The sequence below is a fragment of the Polynucleobacter sp. Adler-ghost genome, assembly GCF_018688495.1.
Lineage (GTDB): Bacteria > Pseudomonadota > Gammaproteobacteria > Burkholderiales > Burkholderiaceae > Polynucleobacter.
Genome location: NZ_CP061320.1, coordinates 382,253 through 406,301 on the forward strand (window position 1 = coordinate 382,253; position 24,049 = coordinate 406,301).

A 24,049-nucleotide genomic window follows, 5' to 3' on the forward strand; every position below is an offset into this window, starting at 1 on the left:
CACGATGATTGAAAAAATTGTTCGCCTCTCATTACAACAGCGTTTATTAGTTGTCATCATTGCACTGGTCTTGTTTGTTGCAGGCTTACTGGCAACAAAACGACTATCGGTCGATGCATTTCCTGATGTTACTAACGTTCAGATTCAGATTGCAGCAGAAGCGCCAGGCCGATCTCCAGAAGAGGTTGAGCGTTTTGTAACGGTGCCGGTTGAGTTGAGTATGACGGGCTTACCCGGCTTAACGGAGATGCGTTCACTCAATCGCAATGGCCTATCAGTCATTACATTAGTGTTTACGGAAAAGACCGATCTCTACTTTGCAAGGCAGCTGGTTACTGAGCGTTTGATTGAGGTAGCTTCTGCAATGCCAGTCGGTATCACTCCCGTCATGGCGCCGCCGTCGACTGGTTTGGGAGAAATCTATCAATACACGCTCGATCATCCTTCGGATGGCGATAGGCAATTGACGGTTGAGGAGCTTGAGGAGCGTCGTACGATTCAGGACTGGGTGGTTCGTCCGATGTTGCGTTCAATTTCTGGTGTTGCTGAGATTAATACGCAAGGTGGATACGCTCGTGAATATCAAGTCTTGGTAAACCCCGAAAGATTGCGTCACTATCAAGTGGGTCTTCGAGACATCTATGAGGCACTTGCCAGAAATAATGCAAATTCTGGTGGTGGGCAGTTGCCTACCTATGCAGAGCGCTATCTAATCCGTGGCGTGGGTCTGATTACTAAGCCTGAGGACATCGGCAAAATCATTCTCAAGGAAGTAAAGGGTATTCCGGTCTACGTCAGGAATGTGGCTGAAGTGACTATTGGTAGCGAAATGCGTCAGGGCGCTGCTATTAAGAATGGCTATACCGAAAGTGTTGCTGGCATCATTCAAATGATCCGTGGTGGAAATGCCCGTGAAGTAGTTAATCGTATCAAGCTCAAAGTGGCTGAGATTAATGAGGGCAAGTTATTACCTGACGGACTGCAAATCGTGCCGTTTTACGATCGCACAGATCTTGTCAATGCAGCGATGTTTAATGTCGCCAAGGTATTGATTGAAGGTATCATTCTTGTAGTCATTCTGCTATTTTTATTCTTGGGCGATGTTCGCTCCTCCCTCATTGTGGTGGCCACTTTAATTTTGACGCCGCTATTAACTTTTTTGGTGATGAATCGGTATGGTATCTCTGCCAACCTGATGTCCCTTGGAGGTCTTGCGATTGCGATCGGCATCATGGTGGATGGATCTGTAGTGGTGGTAGAAAATACCTTTGCCAAGTTAGGCGAAAGGCTCAAAATGGGCGAGTCGAAGATTCGTATTATTTTGGAGGCCGCTACTGAGGTTGGTACGCCAGTGTTATTTGGTGTGGGCATCATTATTTTGGTTTTCATGCCGCTGCTTTCCTTGGAAGGCATGGAAGGAAAAATGTTTGCGCCCATGGCGATTACGATTGCCATCGCATTAACCATCTCCCTCATTCTTTCATTTACCTTATCACCAGTCTTGTGCTCTTATGTTCTTAAAGGCGGGAGTGAGGATGACACCAAAATTGTGGCGCGTTTACGTACCCCTTATGAGCGCTGGTTGCATTGGTGTCTTGCTAATCCCAAATTGGTGGTTAAAAGATCTTTGATGGGATTAGTTGCTAGCATCATTGGCTTTACCTTGCTCGGCAAAGCATTTATTCCAGTGATGCAAGAAGGTTCGATTACGCCAGTCATCATACGTGCCCCGAATATTTCTTTAGACGAATCTATTAAGCTAGAGTTTGAGGCGATCAAACGCATCATGACGATTCCGGATGTGAAGATGGCGGTATCTCGTTTAGGTAAGGGTGAGTCTCCCGCAGATCCGGGTCAGCCTAATGAATCCGATCCAATCGTCACCCTAAAGCCGATAGGTGATCGCAAGTTTAGCCAGGAAGAGATTGCCCAGCAAATCCGTGACAAGCTGAAAACTTTGCCGGGCATTGAACTCTCTATTTCTCAGCCCATCGCAGCACGTGTTGATGAGATGGTTTCCGGAGTTCGCTCACAGGTAGCAATCAAAATTTTTGGAGATGATTTAGTTACTCTGCAAAAGCTAGGTGGCCAAATTAGTCAGATCCTGACCAAAATGAAGGGTAGTAATGACCTGCGTATAGAGCAGGCTTCCGGACAAAATTACTTAAACATCACTATTAACCGTGATGCAATTGCCCGCTACGGTATCAATGTTTCTGATGTAAATGATGTCATTGAAACTGCTATTGGCGGTAAGCAGGCCAGTACTGTGTATGAGGGTCAGAGAAGATTCCCATTGCTATTACGTTACCCAGCCCCTTACCGAGATAACGTAGATGCAATCAGCAATATTATTTTGCATTCTCCAGATGGTGCTCAGGTGTTATTACGCGACCTCGCAGATATTGCTCTTGTTGATGGCCCAGCGCAGATCTCTAGAGAGTCTGGTAAGCGGCGTTTAGTCGTGGGTGTAAACGTTGATGGGCGAGATCTCGGCGGCTTTGTTAAAGAAGCGCAAGAGTTGATTGCTAAACAAGTAGAGCTTCCACAAGGCTACTCACTGCAGTGGGGCGGTCAGTTTGAAAATATGCAACGGGCGATGGCGCGTTTGATGATCATCATCCCGCTAACAATCTTAGCGATCTATTTTCTGCTCTTCATGCTCTTCAAGTCATTGCGCCTAGCTGGATTGATTATTTTGGTCTTACCATTTGCCTCGATTGGCGGGGTATTTGGTTTATTTATATCTGGTGAGTATCTATCTGTGCCAGCTGCGGTTGGTTTTATTAACCTCTGGGGTATTGCGGTACTCAATGGCGTGGTGCTGATCTCATTCATTAAACAATTACGTGAAGATGGTTACTCCATGGAAGATGCGCTATTGCATGGTTGTGGTCATCGCTTTAGGCCAGTCATGATGACTGCTTCAGTTGCGATGTTGGCTTTGGTGCCTATGCTATTTTCTGGCGGCCCAGGCTCTGAGGTAACCCGGCCGCTAGCAGCCGTGGTGATCTCAGGTCTGATTACCTCAACCGCATTAACATTACTAGTACTGCCGGTCCTATATAGATGGTTTGAAGATAAAGAGGTAGAAGCATGATGGAAGTGAAGGCGGTTATTCGCCCAAATAAGTTAGCTGCTCTCAGAACAGCCTTACTAGAAATCCCAGGCTTCCCAGGGATGACTGTAACTAAGGTCGAGGGCTGCAGTGCTCCCAGTCGAACAGGTAAATTCAATATTAAAGACGAGTTAACGGACTACTCGGCGAAAGTGAAGATTGAGATTGTTTGTAATGATGAGATTGCAGAAGTTCTGATGGACCGTATTGTGACTATTTGCCAAACAGGACAGGTAGGGGATGGTGTTGTTTGGTGTACTGAGGTTCCGAAGGCTTTCTTCATCTCTAAGACCTCTGTATAGGTATGCTCTTCAATTCTTCGGTATGATGTTTTCGAAGCTATTAAATTATTGCCAATCATCTTGGAGAGTATTTTGAAAAATATCATTGATCGTATTGATCACATTGTTCTGACCGTAACTGATATTGAGCTCACGACTCAGTGGTATGAAAAAGCGTTGGGTTTTGAGCGTGAGTTTTTTACTGGTCCAGAAGGGCAGCCACGTTATTCATTGCGTTTTGGACAGTTAAAAATCAATCTTCAGGATAAAGATACTGATACCCCTACCAAGGCCAAAGTTCCCACGATTGGTTCGGGAGACTTTTGTTTGATTGCAGCAATTCCCTTGGATGACTTTATTGCGCATCTGCACAAGCATGCTGTAGCTATTGATGTTGGGCCTGTGCCAAGGCGAGGTGCTCTTGGACCCATTCGTTCGGTCTACTTACGTGACCCAGACAATAATCTCGTAGAGGTTGCTGAGTACGTCTAGTGCTTCCCTGGATCTGAAACGCCTAACTGGCGCGCAAGATCCAGAAAGTCTTTTGCATGGTAGTTAGTAAATTGCTCTACATGCAGATCATTGCGTAAATGATTTTTACCAAACTCCAGCGGGCGCTCAATAAAGGCTGTTTGTAATCCACAGGCGTGAGCAGCCTCCAAGTCATCCTTGTGTGCGGCAACCAACATCACTTCTTCGGCGGAAAGATTGAAGATGTCCGCTACACCCAAATAGGTTTCGGGGTCGGGTTTGTAATGGCGGAACACTTCAGCCGAAAGAATTAAGTCCCAAGGTAAGCCAGCATTTTTTGCCATATCAGCTAATAAGCCCATATTGCCATTTGAGAGAGTGACGATCGTGAACTGACTTTTGAGCTGATGCAGACCTTCAACAGCCTCTGGCCAGGGATTGAGCCGATGCCAAATCAGATTGAGATGCTGTATTTGAGTGTCAGACAAAGAGTGGACTTTAAATGTCTTGAGAACATCAATCAGGATCATATGATGGAGATCATCAATTTTGGTCCAAGGTAGTTCGCCAGAGCGTACGCGAGCCATAGCTGGCCTGTAGCCTTGCCGCCAGGCTGTAGCAAAGGCATCAGGATCGACCGGAAGTCCTAGTCGAGTGACCTCGGCCGCTATGGAGCCATGCCAGTCAACCACCGTGCCAAAAACATCAAACGCTAGTACCTTGGGTGCTTTATTCATGAGGAAGATTCTTGCTTGCTATGGGGCTTTTGTCAAACAAGCAGCTCACGCATGAATTGCTGGGAGTTGATAAAATAACCGATACCCTGAAAGGGGTCATTGCATCTAACAAGGATTGAATATGGGTGGTATTTCTCAGTGGGAGCAGCTCAATGTTGAGCTCACAGCGGCTCTTGGAAGCTCCGTTCATTTTGATACGGCTCATCAGGCGGTTTATGCATCAGAGGCTTCTAATTACCGTCAAATCCCGATTGGGGTTGTGACCCCGAAAAATACCGAAGAGTTTGTCAAAGGTATCGAGATTTGTCATCGCAATCATGCTCCAGTGCTCATGCGTGGTGCTGGTACCTCCATGAATGGCCAGACGGTCAACAATGCGGTGGTTTTTGATATCTCGAAGTACTGCAATCATATTCTTGCTCTAGATCCAGTGGCTGGTAATGCTGTTGTTGAGCCTGGAGTCATTTGTGATTCACTGCGTGATGCTGCTGAGCTGCATGGTTTAACTTTTGCGCCAGATCCTTCTACGCATAGTCGTTGTACCTTAGGCGGTATGGTGGCCAATAACTCTTGTGGCGCTCATTCAGTGATGGCCGGCAAGACATTGGAAAATACCGAAGCTTTAGAAATTCTGACTTACGATGGTGAGCGTTTTTGGGTTGGCCCAACATCTGATCAAGAGTTACAAGAAATCATTGCTGCTGGTGGGCGTAAAGGTCAGATCTATCAGGACTTGCTGACCTTACGTGATCGCTATGCCGATCTCATTCGTGCACGTTTCCCGAATATTAAGCGTCGCGTCTCTGGTTATAACTTAGATCAACTCTTGCCGGAAAATGGATTTAACGTTGCCAAGGCTTTGGTGGGGACCGAGGGGACCTGTGCATTAACTCTCGCCGCTAAAGTGAGGTTGGTTAAAAGCCCTGCTAAACGCGTTGTGTTGGTATTGGGATTCGAGGATATTTACGTAACAGGTGATGCTGTACCCGAGTATCAATCTTTTAATCCCATTGCAATCGAGGGTTTAGACTACAAAATCATCCGTGGCTTACAAGAGCGTAATTTAGCAAAGGCGGAGATCGACTTATTACCGGCTGGAAATGCTTGGGTAGTTGTTGAGTTCGGTGACGATACGATTGAGGGCGCAATTGCGCAGGCTGAAAAAGCTCAGGCGTATTTCAAAACAAGAACTAAGGGTCCCCGGCCATCAACATGGTTAGAGTCTGATCCATTAGTACAAAAGCGTATTTGGTCAATTCGTGAAAATGGTGCATCTGCTACCCATTTATCCATTGACCCAAATTCTCCTGACCCAGTAGTGGGATGGGAGGATGCTGCGGTTGATCCGGCACGTTTGGGTGAGTATCTGCGAGCTTTCCAGAAATTAGTGGACTCTTACGAGTATGAAACTTCACTCTATGGACACTTTGGTGATGGATGTATTCATGCACGCATTACATTTAACTTTCGATCTGCAGAAGGCGTCGCTAAATTTAGATCGTTTATTCGTGATGCAGCAACCTTAGTAGTGGAATTTGGCGGTTCGCTTACCGGTGAGCATGGTGACGGTCAGGCCAGAGCAGAATTTCTCCCCATCATGTTTGGTGAAGAGTTGATGGGCGCGATGCATGAGTTCAAGCGTATCTGGGATCCTCAAAATAAACTCAATCCTGGCAAAGTAGTGCACCCTTACCGTGTAGATGAGAATCTGCGCATGGGCCCAGAATACAAAATCGTCAATATCAAGACGCGTCTGAATTTCTTGAGCCAAGAGGGTAATGGCTTCCAGAGGGCGGTTGAACGGTGCGTTGGTATGGGTAAGTGCCGCAGTGAAAAAGTAGGCACGATGTGCCCAAGTTATCGAGCTACAAAAGAAGAGCGTTTCTCCACTCGTGGGCGTTCACGACTCTTTTGGGAAATGATTCAGGGTGAAGTCATTCAAGATGGCTGGGAAAGCAAGGAGCTTAAAGAGGCTCTAGATACCTGCCTCTCTTGTAAAGGTTGTAAGAGTGACTGTCCAGCCCACGTTGATATGGCTTCTTATAAAGCCGAGTTTTTGTCCCACTATCACGAGACCAATAGTAGGCCTCGTCAAGCCTTGACCATGGGGCGCATCGGTGACTGGGCACCGTTGGCAAGCAAGTTCTCTTGGCTTATGAACGGCGTCATGCAAACGCCTGTGATCTCTACTTTCGCTAAATGGGTTGGTGGCGTAGCGCAAGAGCGTAGTCTGCCTAAGTTTGCGAGCCAGTCCTTTAGAAAGCAATTTAAGCCATCAAAGAATGTCAGCATTGATCAGAAGAAAGTCATTCTTTGGGTAGACACATTCTGTGAGCATTTTCATCCAGAGGTTGCTCATGCGGCAGTCGAAGTGCTTGCTCATGCAGGCTTTGAGGCGACCTTGCCTAAAACGCCTTTATGCTGCGGTCGTCCTTTATATGACTTTGGTTATCTGGATCTTGCCAAGCAGAAACTAGAGAAAATTCTAGATGCTATCGGAAGTGAGATTAATGAGAATCCTAATTCTCCGATCGCAGTCGTTGGCCTTGAACCAGGCTGCATGTCAGTATTCAAGGATGAATTGCTGAAGTTTTTCCCGAATGATCCAAGGGCAACTCTTTTAGCCTCGAGTAGCTATTTATTAGGAGATTTCTTGCATGAGCAAGGCTATACTCCGCCACCGCTAGACTGCAATGTCTTGGTCCACTCACATTGCCATCAGAAATCATTGTTTGGTACTAAGGGTGATGTAGCGCTGTTGGCTGCTTTGGGCGCTAAGGCAAATTACATTGATAGCGGTTGCTGCGGTATGGCGGGTTCATTTGGATTTAATCCAGAACATGTCGGAATATCTAAAGCGGTTGGCGAGCTCGTATTGCTGCCAGCAATTCGGGCTGCCGAGCAAGAGACCATCATTCTGACTAATGGCTTTAGCTGTCGAGAGCAAATTGAGCAAGAGACGGGTCGCAAGGTTAAACATTTGGCTGAGTTACTGCTAATGGCGCGCCAATCTAAAATCTAGTTAGTGGATACTTACTTTCCACTCGTATATTCAAAAAATCACTGAGATCAGTATTTAAATTCCCTAAAGATAGTCTAGATACAGATAGAATAGTCGTCCGGCGGGAATATCGAAGTATGCAGCTTATTGCGTAATTGCAGGATAGTTAAAGGAATGAAGAATGGTCTTCAAAAAAACACAGTCTATTAAGTTTTTACAGCCCACAATGGAGTCCTTTGAAACAATCGTTGGGCCAGCTACCGAGGTTCATGGGCGAATTGTCGCGAATGAAAGTTTGCGCATTGATGGTCGCGTAGTTGGCAATATAGAATCACGCCAAGGAAAAAACGTGAGCATTGCTCTCGGCCGTACTGGCATGGTTCAAGGCGACATTAATGCTTTTAGGGTGCTAGTTGCGGGACGAGTGGAGGGTAATATCTATGCCACTGAGCGCGTGGAGTTGCATGAAGGGGCTGAAGTACGTGGAGATATTACTTATGGACAACTCGGAATCGAGCATGGTGCTAAGTTAAACGGTTTAATGATTTCCAAAAGCAGTGAAGAACCAGAGGGGGCAACGGATTCAACCGCAATTTTCCAGGCAAATTGGAATAAAATTAAAAGTCAATGATTGCTTAATACCTGCTCTTGGCGCTCAAAAGATCCCTACAAGAGGGGATCTTTTATCTATAAGCTGTATTAATCGATATCGCTAATCTCATCTTTCGGATGGATATCAACTTCAGTTAGAGGTTGTCTGACTGAAGGTATGGGGGCATCAATCAGGCGTAGCTCACCACTAAGCTTCGCTCCTTTTTCTACGCTCATTTCTGCATATTGTGTAAGACCAGTAATTTTTGCACTGGATCGAACGTTCAAATGATTGGTGACATTGAGGCCTTGGGTAACTTCACCGCGAACCTCGACAACTTCAGCATTGATTCTGCCGTTAACAATTCCTGAGGTGTCAACCAAAACTTCTTTAGTGTTCAACTCACCCTCTACAAGGCCTGCAACCACTGCCATTTCTGGTACCTCAAAGGTGCCCCTAACAATGACCCCTTCGCCTACAAAAAGTGATCCTCTAGGATTGTTATCGGCCATCATATTTCCTGAATAAGTGAGTACGTGCTAATAATATAACAATACCAACAAATTGGGAGCCTCAGAGGAGCATGCCGCTGAGTGAATTTTTAAAATATAGCTTAATCCTTGGCGCTTGTAGGTATGGATAGTTCCGCAAACTGATCCTTTAAGTTCTTAAGAGTAAGGATCTTGCTCTCGATTATGGGGATTTGCGTCTGAAATGTCTGGATTTTCTGCTGATAAATGAGCTCTAAGTCATCCATCTCCTTGCGGGAAATGACCCCCCCCATTTGTTTTGCCATTTCGGGATTAAAGCGAATCGCCACCCTAAAGCCAAAAAAATGGATACTCATGCCAATCAGAATAAATACGCTAAAAGATAAAAGCGCAATCTTAATAACGGTTTTGCGGGTAATTTTTATCTGCTTCATAGATGAAGTAGACCCAGAAATCCAAATTAACTGCATTTTTTGCCCTCAAATAATCTTGGAGCGATTCTAGCATTAAGAAGCATTTACATTATTCGTTCTAATAGGCTTTTCTAATGATAATTTGATACTATGCTCTTTAATGTAGTTTTGCTTTCCAGGGAATATGAGATGTCTTGGATTTTCAAGATAATTTGTGCGTTGCAATAATTTAATGGTGTTACAACAATGCGGCCTCACAAGCACGATGCACAACTAGAAATTATTGGCTCAGTATTAAAAGATGCTAGAGAGAAAAAAAATCTAGCCCGGGCAGAGTTTGCTAATTTATGTTGTTTGTCCACCAAAATGATTTTGGAGTTGGAAGAGGGTGGCATGAGCTCTTTCTACACATTTGAATTAAAGATCGCCACCGCTAAGCGAGTTGGTAGAGTGTTGGAGCTAGATGAAGCATCTTATTTGATAGATCCCAGAGCCACAGAATCTGCTGACGACCCTTTAGTTACGCCAATTGAAGAACAAGAAATTTCCGCTCCTAAAAAACTTGAGGTAGTCGGAGCTGATTCAGGCCCAAAAAATCCCCCGCTAAAAAACGAGACCATCTCTCTCGCAGAGCCCGCAAATCCTCAGGTTCTGAATCTTGATGAATCACTGAGTCATGCTGATGGAAAGCATGGTTTTAAGTTCAGCTCTGCCGGGGCTAGTGTTATAACCCTCAGAGTGATGGTAATCCTGTTTGGTTTTTCAGTACTGACGGGCGCTATTTATGGGTTAAATGAACGGTTTAACATCATCAATTTAGCTATTGGGCTGGTAAGCCCCCCGCAAAAGGCCATAGTAGCTAATGATGCCCAGGATGTAAAAGTTGATGAAGATTTAGCTCTAAAGTCCGATGGTTCTGATGCTTCGGTTAAATCGCCAGAAACTCAGCCAGCTCAAGCGCTTCTGAGCACTCCTGGTGAACAATGTCCATATAAACAGGAAGCGCAATTACCTAGCTATCAATCTCCCAATCCCTCTAAGAAGGGAGATACTGTAAATATTAAATCTCTTATTAAGCAAGCCATTTGTGTTGTGGATAATTCTGGGAAACAAACCGTTGTGAATCTAGAGTCAAATGCTTCTTATGCATTTCGGGGCACCTCCCCATTTGTGGTGATTACTCAGGACTTAGATAGCGTGGAAATGTATTTCCAGGGCTGGAGAGTTCGCTCACCAAGCGCAGGCGCAAAGCAGATTAAATTATTGGAAGTTTCGCTATAAAGTTTTCATAAGCTAAAAGAAGCAAAAATTAAGGTATAGAAATGTTTGAATTTTCTAAAAAAAGTAATCCCAATACAGATACTCAACTGACATACTTAACTACAGTTGGAGCTGGTTCCATTATGAAGGGTGACTTTATTCATAATGGAAACATGCTTTTGTTAGGGCATTTAATTGGCGATATTTCCCAGACTGAGGACGAGGGCTCTGGTAATGGTCATACCGCCGTAATCGGATCTACCGGATTCTTATTGGGGAACATTTATAGCCCACATGCGATCATTATTGGAAGAATCGAGGGTTCGGTATTTGCAAAAGGACGCGTTGAAATTTATCCCGGAGCTGTAGTGATTGGAGACGTTACTTATGCGCAGATTAATGTGCATCCAGACGCCAAGGTCAACGGTAATCTCAGGTGTTTATTGCCGGATGCCGCTGAGCAAAAAAATCTCTCTTTAAGTAATGAGGAGATACCAAGTAATGTTGTTCTATTGGCTAAAGCAGAGTGATATTAAAATTCAATGTGGCCGTTGGATCAGTCATCTGCAGCCGACAAGCGCTCTCACAAGCTTGAAGTATTGATATAAGGGGATGTCTGCTCTAATGAAAACCCCTTCCCTCCTTTTAAGACTCTTTGTTTTATTGCTAGCTTCAGGAGGGCTTTTTTACAGCTACTACACTCGGGATTTGCCTGAATGTAAGGATGAATATATTCAGATATTGTTAAATCAAAAGATTCGAAATCACGAGGATTTGATTCAAGACTCACGCACATTGGCTTTTAATGACATAGCAGAATTGTCACATCGCAATGGGGTGCGCATATGCTCTACTAATCTACTCACCAGCCAAGGTATCTATTCGATAGGCTACCAGGTAGTCAACCCAGAGATGGGGCAGGAAACAATCTGGCAGCGCTTAATGGGCTCTACTGATTATTCGGTCAAGATTGAATATGTCAGGAAAACAGAACGAGACTAGTCACTTGGGATAGGCGACGTTCTTTTGAAAATCTTCAGTTTTCCAGCTTTTACTTAAATCCCCCGTTGGGCCATAGACAACAAATGTGTATAAGACTCCGACGATTAATCCGGCAATCAAGCCTATTTTCAGGATTGAGTAATCACGTTTCTCCGGCACTACTTTGCTAGTAAGGGGCGGTTTATGCGAGGTGAAAAATTCTGGAAATGCTGTTTCTAAAGTAATGCGTGCTTTTTTAATATGCTGGTAAACATGCTCCTCACTCTCGCCTTGTTCTAAACCAAGCGCAGCATTTTCATAAGATTTACTCGCAGACTCTAAAAGTTTTGCAATATGAGCATAGCTTTTTTGGCGATTCGTTGTATCAGGCGTCATGACGATGTTTGATTTCTTTCATCCGAGTAGCTTATTACAAATATTTACAGAAAAAATCTACCCACTATGTACAGAGTGATTCCTGCAGCAAATACATAGGCTATAGACTTAAGTAGTGTTTTCTCTATAGTATTTTCAATAGTTTTTTCAATGCCATCTTTTAGATTTTTATTGTGAGCTATTTCCTCAGAAATAATATTTTTAATATTCCAAAGATCTTTTCGGATAACGTTTAAGCTCTCATCTAATTTTTGATCTTTTTGCTGTAAAAGAGCACTAATGGTCGAAAGATGTTTGTTCACTTCTTTTAGCTCATTAACAGCAGATTCATCTAGATTACTCATATTTGCTCAACACTAGAGATAATTTATTTTCGGCATTTTCTAATCTTATCTGCTGACTTAAACCTTGAGGCGGAATAAGGCATTGATTTGATAAATATGGCTTCATAGTAGGTGATTATTAGAAAAAAGTCGAATTTGCTTGGGGTTTGCAGAGCTTCATTGTGTTTTTCAGCTTTCTTTTAGGGGTCTCAAAAGATTTGCTTTATAGTGTTACGCTAATAATAGCAAATTCAATTTGCAGGATGATCAACTAGATATCGCCTGGACTATGCCCAAACAACCAATATCCATCGCTGCAAAAATAAGGAAGTTGGTGATGAATATCACCAAGTGGATTCTTTATGTATTGATCATCCTTGTTTTGGCCTACGCTTCTTTCAAAGTTTGGGAATATAAGGGCGAATATGAGAAAGAAAAAACAGCAAAAATCCTCGCCAAAGAACAAGAAATAGAATTTGATGATTTGAGAAAAAACTTAGCAACTTACGCCCCTTTATTGGTTGGTAGCCCTTCCTCAGTATTGACAACGCGTGCAAATGGAAAATTCATTCTTGCCTATATGCTTGGGGCAGAGATTGAAGCATTTCAAAATGCATTTGAGGAAAGTATGCCCATCATCTATGTAGGCAGTCAAATACTGGGGGCTGGTTGTAAAAAGTCAGATTGCGAGGAATCTAGCGCTGCTTTTGTAATTGAGCCTTCCAATGGAAAGGTATATCTAGCCCTTAGAAAAAATGGGGAGTTAACTTTTTATGGGCTAGAGGATAGTAAAACTATTCCTTTAGCTTTTGAGAAGTGGCAAGGCATTAAGAAAGCTGGGGTGCAGTGATGAAATTTGTCATAAGCTTTTTACTCTTGTCATTGTGGGTGACGATCGCCCCTGCTAAATCTTCGCAAGAACCCCAATCCCTGAAGTCCAATTTACAAAAACCTGAACCAAAGGCGGCAAACGATAAAGATATTATTTTGAGTAAAAATACTCAAAGTACCCTGTATTTGTTGTCAGGCTGGGGAAAGGCCGAGGGGCCTTATGTTTGGTTTACTGTTTCCGCGCATTTCAATGAAAATCAAGTTGCCCCAAATAGTCAAAATTTCAATCTATTTAGTGCAAGTGGCGCCCTTGATTGCAAGGAAAACACTACGTTTTATTATCTAATTTCTTACATGTACTTTGATCCTAAAACAAAAAAGCTCAACGAAATTTACTCTGAGAAAAATAAATCCAACGTCATGAAAATTGAATCCACTACCACGGAGTCAGACATCAAGAAGATTGTTTGCAATTAAGTTAGATATTGATTCATTTAGGATGAGTATGTAGATCGCCCATCCTCTGCTGTAAAGTTTGGCTACCTAATATAGAGAGTTGAAATGGGCAGAGACCAAAAAAAAATTGTTGTTGACAATGCTATTACTAAAGAAACAGGTCGTAATCGCAACGCCCCCAATGTAAGCGAAGCATTGGATGCTGATGATCCAATTCAAGTAGCTGAGCATTTTTCAAACTTAGTTGCTAAGCTCCAGCAGCTTGTAAAAACTGTAGATCAAAATGATTTATTGAAATATTTTTATCGAGATAGTAATGCAACAGCTATTGAGCGTCGAGTGTTGGATCTGATGATTTATGGCGAAGAGTTTGACACCAAAACCAGGCATGACCATTTAACTGGCTTATTGGAGCGGACTAGTTTCTTGGAAAAACTCAATTATGTTTTATCGAAGCCTCTTAAGCACACTAATTTAACGGCAATAATCTTTGTCGATTTAGATGACTTTAAGGCAATCAATGATCAGTACGGTCATGGTGCTGGAGACGAGGTGATATCAATCATCGGCAGACGGATCTCTGCATCCATTCGCGCGCAGGATTTAGCCTGTCGTTGGGGTGGTGATGAGTTTGTTTTAGCGTTACAAGATATCACCAACAAAGATTTAGTCAGTCAATTAGCCAATCGTTTACTAACCGCAATCTCGCAACCTATTCAGCCTAGATCTAAAGAACCATTGCAGTTACTGCTGGGTGCAAGTATTGGTGTCGCAATCATGGATGATATGAGTCTCAGTTCGATGGATTTAGTTGAAAGGGCTGATAAAGCAATGTACCTTGCTAAAAATGCTGGGAAGAATTTCGTTGAGTTTTATTCTTAAGGGTTTATTTTTTTCGAAGGTGCACTGCTGGAATACGCATCCCTTCTCGATATTTGGCTACCGTTCGCCTAGCAATTTCATAGCCTTGATCACCTAGTAACTTAGCAATTCTGCTATCAGAGATAGGCTTTATCGCTGATTCTTCTTGGATAATGCGCTTAATTAGTTCCTGAATTGCAGTTGAGGAAATTGCGACACCTTTATCAGAATTTAATTGGCTACTGAAAAAGTATTTGAATTCAAAAATACCTAGCGGACAAGATAAATATTTTTGTGTCGTCACTCTCGAAATTGTTGATTCATGCATTTCTAAAGTTTCTGCTATTTCACGAAGAACAAGTGGCTTCATTCCAATTGCACCCATGGAAAAAAATTTTTGCTGGTGTTTGACTATTTCATTTGCTACTCTGAGGATCGTATCTTCTCTCTGAGCAATATTTTTGATAAGCCAACTTGCTTCTAGAATTTTTTGTTTTAAGACTCCATCAGCTTTTCCTTGCCCGCTCTCTTTCAGTATTTTGGCGTACTCACTATTGAGAGAAATACGTGGCCTAGCATTGGGGTTTGATTCGACAACCCATAAGTTATTCATGGATTTGACCACTACATCAGGCAGAATCCATTGGTCGTTCTCACGGTCAAAGTAAGCGCCTGGATTGTGTTGCAAGCTGCGTATAAGCTCTACTGCTTTGAGGACTTCCGCTTCAGTTTTGTTGCTCGCCTGTTTGATCTTGAGCCAATCTTTTGAGCCAACCTTGTTTAAATGGGTATTGACAATATATTTGGCTAGCTCCCATGCCGATTGATCGTGGGTGGGTTTTTCCAAAATACGATCAATTTGCAGTGAGAGACATTCCGCTAAATTGCGTCCACCAATGCCGGGCGGATCAAGTGATTGCAGTTTTTTTAGTGCAGACTCTATTAGATAAAGCGTGCTTGATTCTGGACTATCAAGCTCATTTTTGATCTCAGCATGAATTGACTCGAGATCATCAATTAGGTAACCTCTGTCGTCCAAACAGCCCGCAAGATAGGTAATGATCAACCGCTCTTGTGGGTCGACATGAAGGAGATGAATTTGTTCCTCGAGATACTCTAAAAGAGTTTGTTGATGGGCTATGCGTTCATAGCGCTCTGCCCAGTCATCGTCATCATCCTGAGAGGCTCTATTGCTTGAGGTCCATGAGTTTTGGGTCTGCTCAACCCGTTCAGAAGATTGAGAAAGATTAAATTCAATTTCTGGATTAGGCTCAAATTCCAGTAAGGGATTATCTTCAGCGGCCTTTGCTAATTCCTGCTCTAGTTCATTATTGGATAACTGTAATAACCGGATTGTTTGTTGCAGTTGAGGTGTTAGGGTGACCTGCTGACTAACTCTAGTATTAAGCGAAATAGCCATTTTTTATATTTTCTTGTGGTTCGCTAATGAAAATTCTATCGTCGCTGACCTAACTTGATACTGCAAAAGCGGGCTTTGGGGTGGGGCTTTCGGCTCATATCAGCTGTTTAAATTTGATCTATTGCTCGGTTATAAAAGTAGTGCAAGTTCAATTGAGCTATTCTAACCATTTATAATAAAAAATCCATATAAATTAAAGGGTTAAGGAAACTTTTGGGTATTTTCAGAAACCTTAGTCTAAATTAAACTATGCAAACGTAGCAAACTGGCCGTAATAAAGAGTCAATAGACACTATAAAGCATTTCATATTATGGAAAATCCTGTCATTACAGAGCACCGTATTCGCGGTGATCGCTTTTACGCCATAGAAAAAAACAACAAAATTGCTTTTTACACGACTAATATTGCGGCAGCACGCTATTGGGTCAAGAATGTGATCGACAAAGAGACTCTTGCTGTTGAGGAATCGTTAGACGTCAAGCCTGAAGGGCAGTGATAGCTTGATTTTGATGTTTATTTAGGGCTAATTCACCATATTTCAGCAAATGTCCTAAAAGTAGCAAAACCATCTTAGGCGGTTCAATTTAGACCATAAAATCGTATAATCATCCATTAATTTGGATTATTAGCATGATTTATTCTCGCCACCTTTTTTTTACCTTTGTTTTGCTTTTGGGCTCTCATGAGTCGAGCTTTGCAATGGCTCAGGCCGAAAATGATATGGTGACTGTTGTGGATAAAAAAGGCTATTCCATTGCTTACTACAAAAGCTCTATCAAAGCATTGCCCCCAGAGTCAAAAAAAGTATGGATTATTACCAATCGCCAAACAATAGACGAAGCCACGAAGCAACGCGTTGGATCTGTGCGCAGCAATATTCTCTTTAATTGCAAATATAAAACTTTTTCTACATTGGCTGCAGTTCAATACTCTGAACCAAATGCACTGGGTAAAAAGATTTTACAAACAGAGACCGGTTTCAATCTGGCGGATGATCCAGTGCCAGAGGACAGCGCTTTAGCAATAATACAAAAACAAGTTTGCAATTCTTAATTCAATTTCAATTTATATGCCCATCATTACCTACCCCCCCGAATTAGTAGACAAAATAGATCCTAAATTTCATATAGAACACGCTGCTATAGCTAAAACTATGCTTCGAGAAATTAGTAAAACCCCCTTGGCAGGGGTGTATGCGATTGATGGATCTGGTGCAGAGTTTGCAGCCACTGTTCTGGATATCTACAAAGGATTATTGGTCCTAAAGCCAGAGACCGAGCCTCCTAAGGGGTTCAGTAGCATTATTGGCACCAGTCAGATTGTTGTAGCTTGTAATGAAAACTCAAAAATGCAGTTTCTTTCGAGTGATTTTAGGATGCATGAAGATGGTAGTTTAATAACCTGCTCTCTCCCGCAAGAACTTACTGTGATCCAGCGCCGTAAAGAATTCAGGACCTTGGGGCCGAGTGATGAGCAGTTCAATTTCGTTCTTTCATTAGGGGCTGGTCAAGAATTATTGGCAAAAGTGGCCGATGTTTCTGATCATGGTATTTTGCTAGATATTCGTTTGGGCGCAGCTGAAGTTGAAGTGGGGCGCTATTGGCATTCAGGATACTTTGAGCGCCAAAAATTTCGCTCAGGTGGTATTGACTTAATCATCCGCAATGTCCGCCCTGGTAAAGCGCTTGATCGAATTCGTGCGGGTTGCGAGCTATACAACCCTAGCAAAACCGCGCTCAAAGATTTTGAGTCTACTAGAAATGCCATTGAAAATGCCCGTGTACAAGGTCGCTTAAATCGTTGGTATGCGTCGGCTAGTTGGTGTGAATAACCACAATGCTTACACCCTAAGATGATGAAGCTAAAGTCATGAGCTTGTTTACTAACTTTACAAGTGGAAAATTGATCATGATCCTCAGTGTGATCATGCTTATTCCACTGCTGTATTTTTTTATTCGTGATTTTTACAGCAAAGTGGTTGATGAGGTAAAAAATACTGGCCCATCTATCCCGGTTGAGCCCATTATGGTGACCAGCTTAAATAAAACAAATCAGCTTGAAGAAGTAATCAATCAAAAGATTGCTAACATGAAGTTAGATTTAATGGCTGAACGCTTGCGTATTACCTCTACGGCCGATGTATTAAAAAACCTAGCATTTGAACGACATCTTCCAGAAACTCTTTATCAGATTTATTTTGAGACGCGAGCTTTCCCCAGAAAAAATGTAGAAGCTCAGCAAACAGATTTGGAATGGCATGCCAAAGCTGGTATTACAGAGCTTAAGGTAGAGCCGATGCCATTAGATGATGGCACTGTTATTCAATTCACTTTGCAGAATTACCCGTATACGCTCAGCGCTATCAATCATCGCTTTGCTAGAACCTATTTTGTTGAATTAACCCTACGCGATGTTGATAACACTCGCTTATTTGTAGTGCGTATTAAGGCTAATGAATTAACCGGCAGAGAGATTTTGGAAACAGCCATAATTGAAATGAAATCTGGTGAGTGGATAGATGATCTTGCTAGTTGCCGCCTATTAATGGACAAGCGCAAGACTGAAGTTCAGTTAATGGCTGAGCATCGTGAAGTAGAGATGCTTAAAAAGCGTTTCATTTTAAATAATGCTAGCGATAGATTTGTGGCAAATAAAACTACTACTAAGTCGCGCAAGAGTGAATGATCGTTGCGACTGAAAAAATGACTTTCTACTCACAAAAAAATATCTATTTTTGGTTTTTAACCTTTTCTGGATTCCTGTTTGCGGTCTCCTTATTGGTGCTACTTGGGGCTGCAAACGATTTATCAGAATCTTCTTCGGAGTTGAAGCAGCTCAGAGTTGCAATGCCGGTATTAGAGGATTTTGTTGCAACTCAAAAAATTGATGTTCGCCTCAATAAAAATCAGCGCCGCTTAAAGCCTAGCGATATTCCAAAGTTAGTCGATGGTGCAATTATTCCAGTAAATACAGATGAGGCAGTGAATCGTGCTTTTCAATTTTTTTCTGAATTTGAAAACAAACGTTCTGCATCATTGCTTGGACTTGAATTGCCCGCTGTAGAGTCAATTGAGCTTGGCTCACCTGCTGAGGCGGCAGGCATAAAACCGGGCGATTTAATCTTATCTGTTAATGCAACAAAGATTGAATCTGCCTTAGGTTTTTATCTTGCACTGAACGAAAAAACTTCCGCAGATGTAAACGTTAAATTATTGAGAAACAAAAGAGATAGCTTGACAGTTGTAATGCGTATGGCAGACAGGTCGACAATCACAGGAAGCAATTGTGGAATTAAATTTACCCTTCCTGGTGATGTTATCTACCTGACAGAATTTGAGACCAAGCGGCTTGCAGAGCTATATCGTCGGGATGTATTGTCAACGATCCCAGTAGATTGGCGGGCCGAAGTATCTAATGATCTAATGCAAATTGCCAGGCGCCTTAATGCTATTGCCAAAAACGTGATTGACCCAGCTGGTGTAAATCCAGTCAGATTACAAAGCAAAGATGTAGTTATTTGGCATGGCAAAAAGGTTGCAGAAAACATTGATATTTACTTTTCCCAGAGACGCAAGATTGAAGCTAAGAATGTTTCATATATGACGGGGATCGGAGATGCATTTGTTGGTTTTGTATGCAGCGTGCTCATTTTCGTTGTGGCACTTGCCATGTTTTGGTATCAAGGTCGTGAATCAGGAAAAAGGTCATGACAACATTACAAATGCAAGATTACTGGTTAGGAATGCGGATTAATGGTGGCCGTTATGCAATTTCGACTAAATTCATACATGCCGTCTTTTTGCATCCGGAGCCTGAGCAGGGCATGAAAGATCTACGCATTAATGGCGTTGTAGTCTACAAGGGTGAACCCATTTGCTTGCGTAATCATTTTCAACTGCTGCGCTTTGATCAACACGGAGATAGTTTTGTGGATTGGCATCAGTCTCTAAAGCAGTCTAGCGCACCTTGGATCATTGTGTTGAGAAATGGCCCTCAAGAAGGCTTGGGTTTCAGGATTAATAATATTGTGGGACCTTTTTACGCTGAGACGATACCTGATTCTTCATTCTTTTATCACAACGGCGCTGATTATCATTTGGTAGGGGTCTCTTGAGACCGATATGCAGATCAGTCACTTAATCGCTAGTCGAGATCATTTATATGAATAAGAAAAATAATAGCCATATCTTTTCCCAGTACCCAATTCTTTTTTGGCAGTGGGTTTCATATGTCTCGTTTGCGCTTGTATTGGCTACCAGTATCGGTGCTTTTCTCTCTGCGCGCTCTTGGGTATCCGAAGGTAAGTATCTGCAATCAATTGATGGCGAACAGATTCAAGTGTTACGTTTGATTCCTTTTTTAAAAGAGTTACAGCAGCAAACAAACGGTCCTATTGCCTTAGAGCCTATTTTTTTTACAAACTTAAAAAAAGCTGAGATCTTCTTAAAGTCAGCAACTGCAGACTTGAAGGGCCAGCCCGAGCTAAGTCCTAATTCAGCATCTGCTGTGTCGACCAAGGGGATAAGTGAACCTACTGCATTGAAGTCTTCGAGTGGCGGAGTAGCAGCTCCAGCTATAAAAAATCCTAGCGCAACTAAAGAAGCAGAATCGTCTACTCCTTTGTTGCCGCTATCCGATAATCCGGTAGTTGCTCTTTTTCAAAGGTTGGACTCTAAGGTAATGGCTGTCGTTTTCGGTAAGCCTGAGAAATATGCTTTCAAGTCCGACAAAAAAAATGAGGATGAGAAATCTGAGCAGACAGAGCCAGCTGAAAATCTCAAGAAGAATCCACAGCCTTCTACACCGCTTGAGGTGCTACTAAGCGCTAAAGATACTGAGCAGTCAATTGGAGTAATACTCGCACAAGAAAAAGGCTTAAATGATTTGGCTGTCTTAGCAAGGTCAGGTGAGGTATTAATTGGCTCTAAAGGACCGCTAGAGTTAGATAAATTACCCTCTGAATCTGCTGTAAAAAAATATGCAGAAAGTATAAGTAATTATGTCAAAGCACATAATGCTTGGCAAAAAAATGCTACTGATATTACGATAATTTTAGATCTTCAAAAAGCACTTGCCGCAGTTCTTGAGCAAAAGATGCTTTTGGAAATTGATATCGGTAAAAAAACAGCTGGTAAGTCAAACCTCAAGCTAACAGATGTGGCGCCTAAGGTGCCGCAAAGTCCTTGGTATTCTAAGTTACCGCAAGAAAGTGCAGTAGTACTTAATACATATATTTTGAATATGCGGGTAATCAAGGATTTCGCGAATGACTATGGGTCTTTGCGTCTTGCTGCGCAAAAAAAATCTCAATCAATTCAATATTTTGATTTTAAAGATGCTGGTGGATTTTTAGGTTTAATTTTAGTTTCGATCATCGCTGCTTTTGGAATCATCTTGGGTGCTTATATGGCGCTTGTGAATACTCGGCGTAATTCGCAAGATTTGCAGCGGGCATCTAAACAGACTAGGGCTGCCGGCCAACTATTAAAAACAATTGACTTAGGCTTTGCTAGTGCACCAAGTAACAAAACATCCAAGGCTAATTCACAAAACAGTGATTCTGATCAATCGACAGACCAGCTCAATGTGAAGACAGTGATGAATGTAATTTCCGAGTTAAGTGATGATTTAAAAAATAAAATTAAAAAAATTGACACGCACTTTAAAGTGCTTGCCCAGCTCAATACTAAATTACGCCATTCTATTGATACCCTGCATGAGAAGAGTGGCCAGATTCGTACAAATGTATCTGATAAAAGTAGTAACTCACCTTACAGCCAAGAGATGGGTATCAGTAGAGGCGGACCTTTAGACCAGCTTCAAGATGCTTTTTCTGCTTTAAAGCAACAGGGTGTACGTCTTTACTTGGCCATATTGGATAATCATTCTAGTAAACAGCTTGCCGTAGAAACAGAACAGCTAAATTTATTAGTAGAGAGAGTCGAGGCTACTGTATCGAAGATGCGCTCGACGCTAGCTGTCGCACTAGAACAAGCAACGCCTATGGAAGTGCAGGCGCCACAGATTTCTTTAGAAGCCATTGAGCTTCTGAGTATGGATGCTAAACAGGTCATGCGCGATCTTCAGTTATGGCAAGGTGAGTTTGATGGGTTGAATAAAGCCTTTACTGAATTAAAACGAGAAGCAAGGGTCTAATGCAATCGATTTTTTATAAGGCGTAATGCAAATATGGCCGAAGAAAAACCCCTGTTTTTAATCGACATTGATCGCGCTATTGAGGGTCTGCAGTCTGCTGCCCCTAAAAAAGGTTCGGTATCAGTGGTATCGATTGAGCCATTAATCATGCATAGTATTGATCTGGCTAATGCTCTAGATGGTGCTGGATTAGATGATTTAAGTGAGATGACTAACGAGTTAGCGCAGTGTTTTAAGAAAAATGATGCGCAAGCCTTTTTGGTGTTGGATGATCTAGTCAGTCTGGTCAGGTCAGAAGTTGCATTTACGCATCCATCGGTAACGAGTGAAGTATCCTGCACTTTAGAACAATTAAATCAAGCAAAAGTGTTATTCGCTAGCAAGTTATCACAAATCAAAAATGGTTTGCCGATAAGCGAGAATCTTGATGCTATTTCAATAAGGGATCTGCCTGCTGAGTTAGTTCCTGAGGTGATTCAAGAAGCGATTGAGACTGTCAGTGGTGAAGAGGAAGAGCAGGTCCTTTCGAGGACGTCAATTTCTGAGTTGCCTACTGCCCCAACTGCGCCCGAGGTATTCCCAGAGCCTTCTCTCGCAGAGCTGAGCGCTTTATTTGCGCCGCGTCTTCATGAAGAGTCTCCGGTAGTCTTTACTCCTCCAGAGCCTAAAGCATTTTCTTTTCCCGAGGGTTTGACTCGTCCTCTAGAGCGCGAAAATTCATTAGATTATTCAGGAAGTCAGCGTTACTTAGACAAGCACTTTTCCTTGGATCGCACCCATAATCTCAATCGCATGCAAATAGCGCGAAGCTTAGTCACGAAGGCTGACAACTGGAACGCTGTAGAGCTTGATTTCTTACTTGGGCGTGAGCAAGATGAGCTCACTAAATCTGGCCAACAATCATTGCGTCATGTATTTGAGAATTTGACAGATGAGCTTTTGATTGATGAAGTGTATGCTGATCCTGAGATTGTTCAGCAACTGGTCACGATCATTAGTATCTTGCCACCTTGCCCCAGTATTTTTGCAGTTCAGCAAGATTTAATGATTTTTATTGATTTAGACCATATAGCCTTATCGGCTGAACATCTCTTGGCAGCAGGCAAAATGATGGCCGAAATTGGGGGATCACTTGATATACATCATGAGGGAGTCCGCTTATCATGCCCATCAAGTTTATTAAGAATGCCCATGGTCTTTTTTGGACGGCATGGGCAAAACTATGCTGTTTCGGCAATTCAATATTTAGGGGAAGAGGCTCTCAATAAACCAGTGGATAGTAAGGTAGATGCATTGGGCGAGATTTTGCATCCTGCCAGAATGATTAATCTGCAAGTTGGCAACCAGCCTTACTCTATTTATGCCCATGAATTTTTAGGGGTTCAGAATATGAATATCCACCGCAATATCCCTAAATTGTTAGAGCGTCCTTATTGGTTGGCTGGTATGGCCTTAGATGGCATGAATAATGTGTACCCTTGGGTAGCCTTGGATCGGTTTACTAAATAATGCCGCTTTTTAATCGTTTTTTGATTGGGCTGCTATTTTGTACGCTGTCGCAGAGCCTTTATGCTGCTTTACCCCCTGATCTTGAGCAAACCATTAAGCGATTTATACAAAAAAGTCCTACTGTCAATGGCTTGCGGGTTGAGACGGAGTGGCTCGAACCGAATTTGACTATTCCGGCCTGCTTGGGTGGTAGCATTGAGATTTTGACCCCCCCAGGCGCTCGTTTATGGGGTAGGTCCATGATTCAATTGCGTTGTGCTAAAGCCGCTTGGTTAATCAATGTCCAGGTCAATATTCATGCTTATGGAGACTATGTTGTCGCCAGCCGCTACCTGCCTTTTGGTCAAAAGCTGGAAATTGGGGATATTCGGGTAATAGAGGGCGATTTAACCGTTCTGCCCGATGACGTTCTGCGTAACCCTAGGGCTGCTTATGAGCGGATTTTAGGTAAATCGTTGCAAATGGGTATGCCAATTGGGCTAAACGATTTAAAAGAATCTGCCGTAATAAAGGTAGGGGATCCAGTTAGGATTCAATTGACAGGCAAAGATTTCCAGGTTTCTGGAGAAGGTATTGCCCAAACCCCTGGAATGATTGGTGACATGGTTAGAGTGCGATTGTCCGACGGACAGGTTTTACAAGGCAAGGTATTAAGGCCAGGAATTATTGGCGTTAATATGGAATAAATCGCTATTTTGCAGTAACATTAGGGTGTTGGAAGTCTAATGATTGTGCTTTACTAGGCAGTACC

26 protein-coding genes are annotated in these 24,049 nt (G+C 42.6%); 20 read left to right on the forward strand and 6 right to left on the reverse strand.

The features are described 5' to 3' along the window. The first annotated feature begins 4 nt into the window (after positions 1-4). From ICV89_RS02075 to ICV89_RS02085, 3 genes are all read left to right on the forward strand, one after another. Positions 5-3,100 carry an efflux RND transporter permease subunit gene (locus ICV89_RS02075; protein ID WP_215309238.1) on the forward strand — a complete coding sequence of 1,032 codons (3,096 nt, stop codon included), beginning with the start codon at positions 5-7 and terminating at the stop codon, positions 3,098-3,100. Further along, positions 3,097-3,420: a P-II family nitrogen regulator gene (locus ICV89_RS02080; protein WP_215309239.1), complete on the forward strand. Its 324-nt coding sequence runs from the start codon at positions 3,097-3,099 to the stop codon at positions 3,418-3,420. Before ICV89_RS02075 ends, ICV89_RS02080 begins: the two co-directional genes overlap by 4 nt. A 72-nt stretch (positions 3,421-3,492) precedes the next feature. After that, a complete protein-coding gene (locus tag ICV89_RS02085; RefSeq protein WP_215309241.1) occupies positions 3,493-3,891 on the forward strand; it encodes a VOC family protein in 399 nt (132 codons plus the stop codon). Here the strand turns inward: ICV89_RS02085 and ICV89_RS02090 are convergent. Then, positions 3,888-4,607, reverse strand: a complete 720-nt coding sequence (locus ICV89_RS02090) for a haloacid dehalogenase type II (protein ID WP_215309243.1) — start codon at positions 4,605-4,607, stop codon at positions 3,888-3,890. The genes ICV89_RS02085 and ICV89_RS02090 overlap by 4 nt on opposite strands. A gap of 121 nt (positions 4,608-4,728) precedes the next feature. Here ICV89_RS02090 and ICV89_RS02095 point away from each other — a divergent pair, with 121 nt between their 5' ends. Together ICV89_RS02095 and ICV89_RS02100 are read left to right on the forward strand one after the other, a co-directional pair. After that, complete coding sequence (locus ICV89_RS02095; protein WP_215309244.1) at positions 4,729-7,629, forward strand: FAD-binding and (Fe-S)-binding domain-containing protein; 2,901 nt, start codon at positions 4,729-4,731, stop codon at positions 7,627-7,629. 160 nt (positions 7,630-7,789) lie between these two features. Then, complete coding sequence (locus ICV89_RS02100; protein ID WP_215309246.1) at positions 7,790-8,239, forward strand: polymer-forming cytoskeletal protein; 450 nt, start codon at positions 7,790-7,792, stop codon at positions 8,237-8,239. 68 nt (positions 8,240-8,307) lie between these two features. On the opposite strand, the gene ICV89_RS02105 is transcribed toward ICV89_RS02100, so the two are convergent. Further along, positions 8,308-8,715 (reverse strand): polymer-forming cytoskeletal protein, encoded by a 408-nt coding sequence (locus ICV89_RS02105; protein ID WP_215309248.1) that lies wholly within the window; start codon positions 8,713-8,715, stop codon positions 8,308-8,310. Between the two features lie 98 nt (positions 8,716-8,813). Beyond that, on the reverse strand, positions 8,814-9,125 hold the full coding sequence (locus ICV89_RS02110) for a hypothetical protein (RefSeq protein ID WP_215309250.1): 312 nt from the start codon (positions 9,123-9,125) through the stop codon (positions 8,814-8,816). A 225-nt stretch (positions 9,126-9,350) separates the two neighbouring features. On the opposite strand from ICV89_RS02110, the gene ICV89_RS02115 reads away from it, so the two are divergent. The 3 genes from ICV89_RS02115 (at position 9,351) to ICV89_RS02125 (ending at position 11,366) form a co-directional block, all read left to right on the forward strand. Further along, positions 9,351-10,385, forward strand: coding sequence for a RodZ family helix-turn-helix domain-containing protein (locus ICV89_RS02115; RefSeq protein ID WP_215309252.1), 1,035 nt, complete (start codon positions 9,351-9,353; stop codon positions 10,383-10,385). 41 nt (positions 10,386-10,426) lie between these two features. After that, positions 10,427-10,894 carry a polymer-forming cytoskeletal protein gene (locus ICV89_RS02120; protein WP_215309254.1) on the forward strand — a complete coding sequence of 156 codons (468 nt, stop codon included), beginning with the start codon at positions 10,427-10,429 and terminating at the stop codon, positions 10,892-10,894. Between the two features lie 94 nt (positions 10,895-10,988). Beyond that, positions 10,989-11,366, forward strand: coding sequence for a hypothetical protein (locus ICV89_RS02125; RefSeq protein ID WP_215309256.1), 378 nt, complete (start codon positions 10,989-10,991; stop codon positions 11,364-11,366). Here the strand turns inward: ICV89_RS02125 and ICV89_RS02130 are convergent, their stop codons facing one another. Continuing rightward, a complete protein-coding gene (locus ICV89_RS02130) occupies positions 11,367-11,741 on the reverse strand; it encodes a hypothetical protein (RefSeq protein ID WP_215309257.1) in 375 nt (124 codons plus the stop codon). It lies immediately after the preceding gene. Between the two features lie 44 nt (positions 11,742-11,785). Continuing rightward, complete coding sequence (locus ICV89_RS02135) at positions 11,786-12,085, reverse strand: hypothetical protein (protein WP_215309259.1); 300 nt, start codon at positions 12,083-12,085, stop codon at positions 11,786-11,788. A 268-nt stretch (positions 12,086-12,353) separates the two neighbouring features. Between ICV89_RS02135 and ICV89_RS02140 the strand changes: the two genes are divergently transcribed. The 3 genes from ICV89_RS02140 to ICV89_RS02150 all read left to right on the forward strand — a co-directional run bounded on the left by ICV89_RS02140 (position 12,354) and on the right by ICV89_RS02150 (position 14,233). Beyond that, positions 12,354-12,914 (forward strand): hypothetical protein, encoded by a 561-nt coding sequence (locus ICV89_RS02140; protein WP_215309261.1) that lies wholly within the window; start codon positions 12,354-12,356, stop codon positions 12,912-12,914. Continuing rightward, a complete protein-coding gene (locus tag ICV89_RS02145) occupies positions 12,914-13,372 on the forward strand; it encodes a hypothetical protein (RefSeq protein ID WP_215309263.1) in 459 nt (152 codons plus the stop codon). The genes ICV89_RS02140 and ICV89_RS02145 overlap by 1 nt, the downstream gene beginning before the upstream one ends. Before the next feature lie 84 nt (positions 13,373-13,456). Then, on the forward strand, positions 13,457-14,233 hold the full coding sequence (locus ICV89_RS02150) for a GGDEF domain-containing protein (protein ID WP_215309264.1): 777 nt from the start codon (positions 13,457-13,459) through the stop codon (positions 14,231-14,233). Positions 14,234-14,237: 4 nt separating this feature from the next. On the opposite strand, the gene rpoN is transcribed toward ICV89_RS02150, so the two are convergent. Continuing rightward, a complete protein-coding gene (rpoN, locus tag ICV89_RS02155; protein WP_215309266.1) occupies positions 14,238-15,632 on the reverse strand; it encodes an RNA polymerase factor sigma-54 in 1,395 nt (464 codons plus the stop codon). A 311-nt stretch (positions 15,633-15,943) separates the two neighbouring features. On the opposite strand from rpoN, the gene ICV89_RS02160 reads away from it, so the two are divergent. From ICV89_RS02160 to flgA, 9 genes are all read left to right on the forward strand, one after another. Beyond that, complete coding sequence (locus ICV89_RS02160; RefSeq protein ID WP_215309269.1) at positions 15,944-16,129, forward strand: hypothetical protein; 186 nt, start codon at positions 15,944-15,946, stop codon at positions 16,127-16,129. Positions 16,130-16,332: 203 nt separating this feature from the next. After that, entirely contained in the window at positions 16,333-16,686 is a 354-nt protein-coding gene (locus tag ICV89_RS02165) for a surface-adhesin E family protein (RefSeq protein ID WP_215309271.1), read from the forward strand. A gap of 100 nt (positions 16,687-16,786) precedes the next feature. Beyond that, positions 16,787-17,464, forward strand: coding sequence for a hypothetical protein (locus tag ICV89_RS02170; RefSeq protein WP_215309273.1), 678 nt, complete (start codon positions 16,787-16,789; stop codon positions 17,462-17,464). A 38-nt stretch (positions 17,465-17,502) separates the two neighbouring features. Beyond that, positions 17,503-18,318 (forward strand): hypothetical protein, encoded by an 816-nt coding sequence (locus ICV89_RS02175; RefSeq protein ID WP_215309275.1) that lies wholly within the window; start codon positions 17,503-17,505, stop codon positions 18,316-18,318. Then, positions 18,315-19,343: a PDZ domain-containing protein gene (locus tag ICV89_RS02180; RefSeq protein WP_215309277.1), complete on the forward strand. Its 1,029-nt coding sequence runs from the start codon at positions 18,315-18,317 to the stop codon at positions 19,341-19,343. The genes ICV89_RS02175 and ICV89_RS02180 overlap by 4 nt, the downstream gene beginning before the upstream one ends. Next, a complete protein-coding gene (locus tag ICV89_RS02185) occupies positions 19,340-19,747 on the forward strand; it encodes a hypothetical protein (RefSeq protein WP_215309278.1) in 408 nt (135 codons plus the stop codon). The genes ICV89_RS02180 and ICV89_RS02185 overlap by 4 nt, the downstream gene beginning before the upstream one ends. A gap of 47 nt (positions 19,748-19,794) precedes the next feature. Continuing rightward, on the forward strand, positions 19,795-21,789 hold the full coding sequence (locus ICV89_RS02190) for a hypothetical protein (protein ID WP_215309280.1): 1,995 nt from the start codon (positions 19,795-19,797) through the stop codon (positions 21,787-21,789). Positions 21,790-21,822: 33 nt separating this feature from the next. Beyond that, the gene (locus ICV89_RS02195) at positions 21,823-23,298 is read left to right on the forward strand and encodes a hypothetical protein (RefSeq protein WP_215309281.1); all 1,476 of its coding nucleotides are present in this window, start codon (positions 21,823-21,825) and stop codon (positions 23,296-23,298) included. Continuing rightward, on the forward strand, positions 23,298-23,984 hold the full coding sequence (gene flgA, locus ICV89_RS02200) for a flagellar basal body P-ring formation chaperone FlgA (RefSeq protein ID WP_215309289.1): 687 nt from the start codon (positions 23,298-23,300) through the stop codon (positions 23,982-23,984). Before ICV89_RS02195 ends, flgA begins: the two co-directional genes overlap by 1 nt. Positions 23,985-24,049 lie beyond the last annotated feature (65 nt).